At 58.8% G+C, this 6,714-nt stretch carries 6 protein-coding genes; 3 read left to right on the forward strand and 3 right to left on the reverse strand.

The window, feature by feature from the left end; genetic code table 11:
• On the forward strand, window positions 1-1,302 hold a 1,302-nt coding region (locus GXX82_16890; protein NLT24722.1), incomplete at its 5' end, for an ATP-binding cassette domain-containing protein.
• 67 nt (window positions 1,303-1,369) lie between these two features.
• On the forward strand, window positions 1,370-1,900 hold the full coding sequence (locus GXX82_16895) for a hypothetical protein (protein ID NLT24723.1): 531 nt from the start codon (window positions 1,370-1,372) through the stop codon (window positions 1,898-1,900).
• On the opposite strand, the gene GXX82_16900 is transcribed toward GXX82_16895, so the two are convergent.
• From GXX82_16900 to fdhF, 3 genes are all read right to left on the reverse strand, one after another.
• Complete coding sequence (locus tag GXX82_16900) at window positions 1,835-2,353, reverse strand: methylated-DNA--[protein]-cysteine S-methyltransferase (GenBank protein NLT24724.1); 519 nt, start codon at window positions 2,351-2,353, stop codon at window positions 1,835-1,837. The genes GXX82_16895 and GXX82_16900 overlap by 66 nt on opposite strands.
• Window positions 2,354-2,409: 56 nt before the next feature.
• Entirely contained in the window at window positions 2,410-2,877 is a 468-nt protein-coding gene (locus GXX82_16905; protein ID NLT24725.1) for a ferritin family protein, read from the reverse strand.
• A 172-nt stretch (window positions 2,878-3,049) separates the two neighbouring features.
• Window positions 3,050-5,731, reverse strand: coding sequence for a formate dehydrogenase subunit alpha (fdhF, locus tag GXX82_16910; GenBank protein ID NLT24726.1), 2,682 nt, complete (start codon window positions 5,729-5,731; stop codon window positions 3,050-3,052).
• 288 nt (window positions 5,732-6,019) lie between these two features.
• Between fdhF and GXX82_16915 the strand changes: the two genes are divergently transcribed.
• Window positions 6,020-6,714: MBL fold metallo-hydrolase (locus tag GXX82_16915; GenBank protein NLT24727.1), on the forward strand; the 695-nt coding region annotated here is incomplete at its 3' end.

Consider the following 6,714-nt stretch of genomic DNA (forward strand, 5'->3'; position numbering starts at 1 on the left):
CTGCGGCAGCTTCGCGATCTCGACAATACCGTTATTGTCGTCGAGCACGACTACGACGCGATCGTCTCTTCCGATTATGTCGTCGATCTCGGTCCCGGGGCGGGTGAGAAGGGCGGCCATCTTGTTTTTGAGGGGACGCCCGCGGAGCTGAAGACGCACCCCGAGTCGGTCACGGGCCTTTACGTGTCGGGTCGCCGCCGCATCGAAAGGCCGGCCGGCAGGAGAGAGCCGCGGGGTTTTCTCACCGTCAAGGGGGCACGGGCGAACAACCTGAAGAATATCGACGTTGCCATACCTCTCGGGGTCTTCACCGCGGTCACAGGTGTGTCGGGTTCCGGCAAGAGCACCCTCGTCGTCGATACGCTCTATCCCTCGTTGAAACAGAAACTGTACAGGTCGAAGGAACGGGTGGGAGAATCCGACGGCATACTCGGGTTCGAAGCCGTGGACCGCGTCATCGATATCGACCAGTCCCCCATCGGGCGGACCCCGAGGTCGAACCCCGCCACCTACACCGGTGTCTTCACCCATATCCGGGAGCTCTTCACCCGCCTTCCGGAATCGCGGATGAGGGGGTACAAGGAGGGAAGGTTCAGTTTCAACGTCAAGGGCGGCAGGTGCGAGACCTGCGCCGGCGAGGGTTTCGTGAAGATAGAGATGCAGTTTCTCCCCGACGTTTACATAGTCTGCGAGGCGTGCAAGGGGAAACGTTACAACCGTGACACGCTGGAGATCCTCTACCGCGGGAAGAGCATCGCCGATGTCCTGGAGATGACGGTCACGCAGGCGATGGAGTTCTTCGACGCCCATCCCCACATCAAGGCGAAGCTCAAGGTCTTGTACGAGGTGGGTCTGGGGTATATCCGCCTCGGGCAGGCGGCGACCACCCTCTCCGGCGGGGAGGCCCAGAGGATCAAGCTTTCCCGGGAGCTTTCGAAGCGGGACACGGGAAAGACCTTCTACATACTCGACGAACCGACCACGGGTCTGCACTTCGTCGACATCGAGAAGCTGCTCCATGTTCTCAACGAACTCGTCGAGAGAGGCAACACCGTCGTCGTCATCGAGCACAACCTCGATGTCATCAAGAGCGCCGATTACGTGATCGACCTCGGTCCCGAGGGCGGCGACCGGGGAGGGACGATCATCGCTCAAGGCACCCCCGAAGACGTCATGTCCGTGAAGAAGAGCTACACCGGTCTGTTCCTCAAGCGGTATCTCGAAGGCGGCGCGGGACTTGACGGCGAGCGGGCGGTGGTCAGAAGCGCCGCAAAGTCCCGGGGCTCCCGGGCTTCAAGATAAGGACCTGGTACCGGCCTTCCGGCGTGGGTTCCTTTAGACTTCACACGAAAGATGCGATAAAGGAGATATGACGGGCCCACGAAGAACACTGCGGCGGCTTGCGGCCGTCGCGCTCTGCCTTTTGCCGGTGCTGCTGCCCTTCCTGTGCGGAGGGGTTCAGGCGAAGGGGATGTGGTCGGTCATTGCCGGGACGAGGCAGGATGACAACTGGTACATCGACCAGACGCTCGCGTACTCGACCCATAGCAAGGTGACCACGTCGCGGGCCGTCCTGAAATTCGTCCCCGGCCCGGAAAGCGCTCTCAATGAGGAGGTCAGGGACTGCCTTGATCTGAACGGTATCGTCCCGAAGGATCTTTCCTATATCCTGGCCTTTGTTTCCGTCGACTGCCGGCGGGACGTGCTCCATTTTTCGAGTATGGCGTTCTTCGATTCCGAGGACAATGTGATCTGGCGGCAGCAATACGAAGAAACGTATCTTGTCGCGCCCACGGCGGATACATCGACGGGCGTCATCAGCGACTATTTGTGTCTAAACCGACCAGGTTTTTTTGACACCCTCAAGAAAAAGAAGCCTTTTCTTTATCTTTTCCCCTAGGCCGAATCCCCCCAGGGAGCCGTCGTGGCGGATGACCCTGTGGCAGGGGACGATGATGGGAATAGGGTTCCTCTTGACCGCCTGGCCGACGGCCCTTCCCCCTGAAGGGCGCCCGGCGCATCTCGCGATGTCGAGATAGCTTCTCGTTTCGCCGTAGGGGATCTTGCGAAGCTCTTCGAGGACCCGCCGGGTGAATCCCGGCAGGTCCGATATATCGATCTCGACGTCACGGAAGTCCACCGGCTGCCCTTTCAGGTACCGGTGAAGAAGGGTTCGTACCATCTTGAACGGTCGGTCCGATTCGATACCGTCGGGAAAGCGTTTCAGCACGGCCCGGTGCTCCTGGTACATGTCGTTCTCCGAAAGATCGAGACGTACCACCCGACCGTTCCTCATCACGACGGAGATAGTGCCGAACCAGGATTCAAAAATGGCAAATTCGATGAGATCCAAGGGTTTCCTTGCCGTATATGGACGGTTCTCAGAAGGGCGTCTGCCCCGGCCTGCTCTTATCCTCCGGACGTTTGCGGGAAAGCGGCGTTGGCGTAGTAATATTCCATCTTTTCCTTGTGCTTCAGCTCCTCCTGGGCCATCGTGAGAAGCATGTCCCTGGTCGGTCCCGCCGGGTGAATGGAGGCAAGTCCCAGGTAGAACTCGTTGGAGCTCTTCTCGCGATGGGCCGCTAGGAGGAAAACATCCTTGCTTTCCATGCCGGTCTTGGGTTCTGGCGCCTCGAGGTGTTCCGCTATCTTATAGTCGACAACGGACGTCATCCTCAGACCCGTGTCGCCGTAGCCCTTGTCGCGATAGTTCACCAGGAACTCCCTGTGTTTCTTTTCCTCACCGGCGACGACCTGCAACGCGTCCTTGGCGGCCCTGTCATCCACCATCTTCACGAGTTCCATGTAGAAATCGTAAGCTTCCTCTTCCTTTGATATCGCCAGATCGATGATGGCTGAAAAATCTCGTGTCTCCATAACCCCTCCTCTATTTTGTTGTGCCTATAGAATGGCATATTCACCCCCGGCGCGCAAGGTCTCGAGGGGGTGGGCCCCGCATTGAACGGAAAAAAAGAAAGCCCCCGAGGGGTGGATTTCGGGGGCTTTGAGGATATTCGTCACCGTTGTGACCGGTATGTTGTTCTTTGTCCTACGCCTTTTCCACCGCGACGGCGCAGGCCTTGTACTCCGCGGTGAGAGTCACCGGGTCGTACACCGCGTTGGTAAGCCAGTTTGCCGATCCATCCCTGAAATGGAAGGACATCCAGACCATGCCGGGAGGCACCTCCTTGGTGATCCTGGCCTTGACCTCCACTTCTCCGCGGCGCGACCGGACCTTTACGCGTTCCTCCGGCTGGATACCGAGTCTTTGCGCGTCGGCGATGGAGATATCGGCAGTCTCCTCGGGCATCAGGAAATCGAGGCCCGAGCGGCCCGTCTGGGTCCGTGTGTGGTACTGGTAGAGTCTCCGACCCGTGCTGAGGACGAAGGGGTAATCCTTGTCGGGAACCTCCGCCGGCGCTTTCCAGTCGACGGGGTTGAAAACCCCCTTGCCATGGGTGAACACGCCGTCTCGATGGAGGAAAGCCGTTCCCGGATGTTCCGTGTTGGGGCAGGGCCACTGGAGCCCGTCGTTCTCGATGCGGTTGTACTTGATCCCTCCGAGCGCCGGGGCGAGGACAGACACCTCGTTGTCCCATATCTCGGGCCCGCTGTTCGATGCCCATTCCTGTCCCATTCTCCTGGCGATCTCTTTGAATATCCACCAGTTCGGCTTCGCATCGCCGGGCGGGGTCTTGATCCTGCGGACGCGGCTCACCCGTCTTTCACTGCTCGTGAAGGTCCCGTCGTCCTCAGACCATGAGGCGGCGGGGAGGATGACGTGGGCAAAGCGCGTGGTTTCCGTGGGGAAGATGTCCTGACAGACCAGGAATTCGGCGGAAGAGAGTTCGTGCTCGACCTTGCGGATATCGGGCTCGGTGTTGGCCAGGTTCTCGCCGAAGACATAGAATGCCCTGACCTTCTTGTCGACAAGGCCCTCCATCATCTGGGGCATCATCATGCCGTTGTTCTCGGGCAGTTTTTTGACGTTCCACGCCTTCTCGAACTTTTCCCGCGCCGCCGCGTCGATGACCTTCTGGTAGCCGGGGAAGACGTTGGGCAACGCCCCCATGTCACAGGCACCCTGGACATTGTTCTGGCCGCGCAGGGGGTTGACCCCGGCGGAAGGCATTCCCAGGTTTCCGAGGAGGAGTTGGAGATTGGCGGTGCTCATCACGTTGTCCTTACCCGTGGTGTGCTCCGTGATCCCGAGCGTGTAGCAGAGCATGGCGGGCTTTACCGTGGCGAGCATGTGGGCGACCTTGCGGATCGTCTCCACGTCGACGCCGGAGATCTCGGCGGCCCGCTCGGGCGGGTATTCCATGACCTTGGCCTTGAAGGCCTCGAAGTTGTCGCACCTGTTCTCGACGAAATCCTTGTCGTACAGACCTTCATTGATGATGACGTTCATGAGGCCGTTGAGGAATGCTATGTCACTGCCGACCTTGATCTGGCAGTAGATGTCTGCCAGTTTTGCGAGAGGCTGCCGGCGGGGATCGACGACGATAAGCTTTGCTCCCTTGCGCAGAGCGTTCTTCAGGAACGTGGAGGCCACCGGGTGGGCCTCGGTCATGTTCGTGCCGATGCAGAGGAACAGCTTTGCGTCCGCGAATTCACCAAAGGAATTTGTCATTGCTCCGGAACCAAATGATTGCGCCAGACCGGCGACGGTTGGCGCGTGTCAGGTTCGGGCGCAGTGATCGATGTTATTCGTGCCGATCACCGCGCGAAAGAGTTTCTGCATCTGGTAAGAATCTTCATTTATGCTTCGGGCGCAGCTGACACCCGCTATGGCGTCGGGGCCGCTCTCCGCGATTATCTGTTTGAACTTGCCGGCCACGAGGTCGAGGGCTTCATCCCACGACGCCTCGCGAAAAGACCCGTTCTCCCGGATGAGCGGTGTCGTCAGCCGGTCTCCCGAGTAGATGAAATCGTAGCCGAAGCGCCCCTTGACGCAGAGCCGTCCCTTGTTCGGGGCTCCGTCCTCGACGGCGGTTATCCTGACTATCTGCTCCCCCTTGACGTGGAGTTCCAGCTGACAGCCGACCCCGCAGTAGGGACATGTGGTCCGGACCTTTGTCATTTCCCAGGCGCGCCCCAAACCTTTCGATTTTCTCTCCGTCAGGGCTCCTACCGGGCAGGCCTGCACACACTGCCCGCAGAACACACAGTTGCTGTCCTGAAGGGGAGTGTCGTAGGCGGTTGCCACCTTTGTATCGAAACCGCGCTGGATGGTCTTTATCGCCTCGATGCCCTGGATCTCGTTGCAGACCCGGACGCACTTGAGGCACAGGATGCACTTGTTGTAGTCCCTCACGATGAAGGGGTTCGAATAATCGACGGGATAGTTGTATTTTTCCCCTTCCATCGGGGATCCCGTTACCCCCAGTTCGTACGCGAGGTTCTGAAGAGTGCAGTCCCCTGTCTTCTCGCAGGTCATGCAGTCCAGGGGATGGCACGATACCAGGAGCTCAACAATGAAGCGCCGGGCAGCCAGAACCCGTTCCGTGTCCGTTCTGACGACCATGCCTTCCGTCGCCGGAGCCGAGCAGGAAGCCACCAGGTTCCGCATCCCCTCGACTTCAACCACGCAGATACGGCAGGCGCCTGTGGGGGTCAGACCCTCCAGGTAGCAAAGCGTGGGGATGTTAAACCCGTTGGCTCTCGCCACGTCAAGGACCGTCTGTCCCTCCGTGGCCTCACAAACCTTTCCATTGATCGTGATTTTCATCAAAGGTCCTCCTTATAACCCCTCCGTTAAAGTTATTGGATTACGCAATGGTACAGGTACGACACTTTTTGTCATTGATTGTACTATTAGAACATAAATGCGGGGGATAAACCACCATAAATTGTAAAAAATATTCGGGAAGAGCCGTGTTTCACACAGTGGTACAGTTCCGAATTCTCTGCGGGCAAATTGACAACGCCGCACTCCTTCTCTAGAATAGAGACGACACCAATCTGAATGCGCCCCGGGATAGTATTCCGGGGCCGCGCGAGACGGAAGGTACCAACCATGGAGGGATCGATAAAGTTCTTCGGGACCGGAGGCGCCCGGTTCGTGGCGCTCAAGCAGCTCCGGGCGACGGGCGGCCTGTGGCTCAATTACGGGAAGACAAACCTTTACATCGACCCCGGCCCGGGTGCCATCGTCCGCATCCGTTCGGCGAAGGAGGATTACGATCCTTCCCGGCTCGACGGTATCGTCATTACCCACAGGCATATGGACCATGCCAACGACATCAACATCCTCATCGAGGCCATGGCCCACGGCGGCTTCAAGAAGAGGGGAACCCTCTTTTGCCCGGGCGATGCCCTGTCGGGCGACCCGGTGGTCTTCGATTTTGCCGGCAAGTATCTCGACAACACCGTTGTTCTCCGGGAAGGCGGGGAGTATACCCTCGGCGACATAGCCTTTCGAACACCCGTCAGGCACCGGCATCCCGTTGAGACCTACGGTCTCTTCTTCCATCTCAACACGACCATCGGACTCATCTCCGACACGAGGTTCTTCCCGGAGCTCGCGGACCATTACCGGGCCGAGCATCTCATCATCAATGTTCTGCGGCAGAAGCCCATCGAGAACCATGAGATCGTCGAGCACCTGGCCCTGAACGACGTAAGGGCGATCATCGAAAAGGTGCGTCCCAAAACCGCCATACTCACCCATTTCGGCATGCACATCATCAACGAGGGTCCATGGCGCGCGGC

It is taken from the genome of Syntrophorhabdus sp. (genome assembly GCA_012719415.1).
Taxonomy (GTDB): Bacteria; Desulfobacterota; Syntrophorhabdia; order Syntrophorhabdales; family Syntrophorhabdaceae; genus Delta-02.

Excerpts from the sequence above, each read along its gene's own strand:
- GXX82_16895 (NLT24723.1), top strand. The coding sequence starts at position 1,370 with ATGACGGGCCCACGAAGAACACTGCGGCGGCTTGCGGCCGTCGCGCTC.
- GXX82_16905 (NLT24725.1), bottom strand. The coding sequence starts at position 2,877 with ATGGAGACACGAGATTTTTCAGCCATCATCGATCTGGCGATATCAAAG.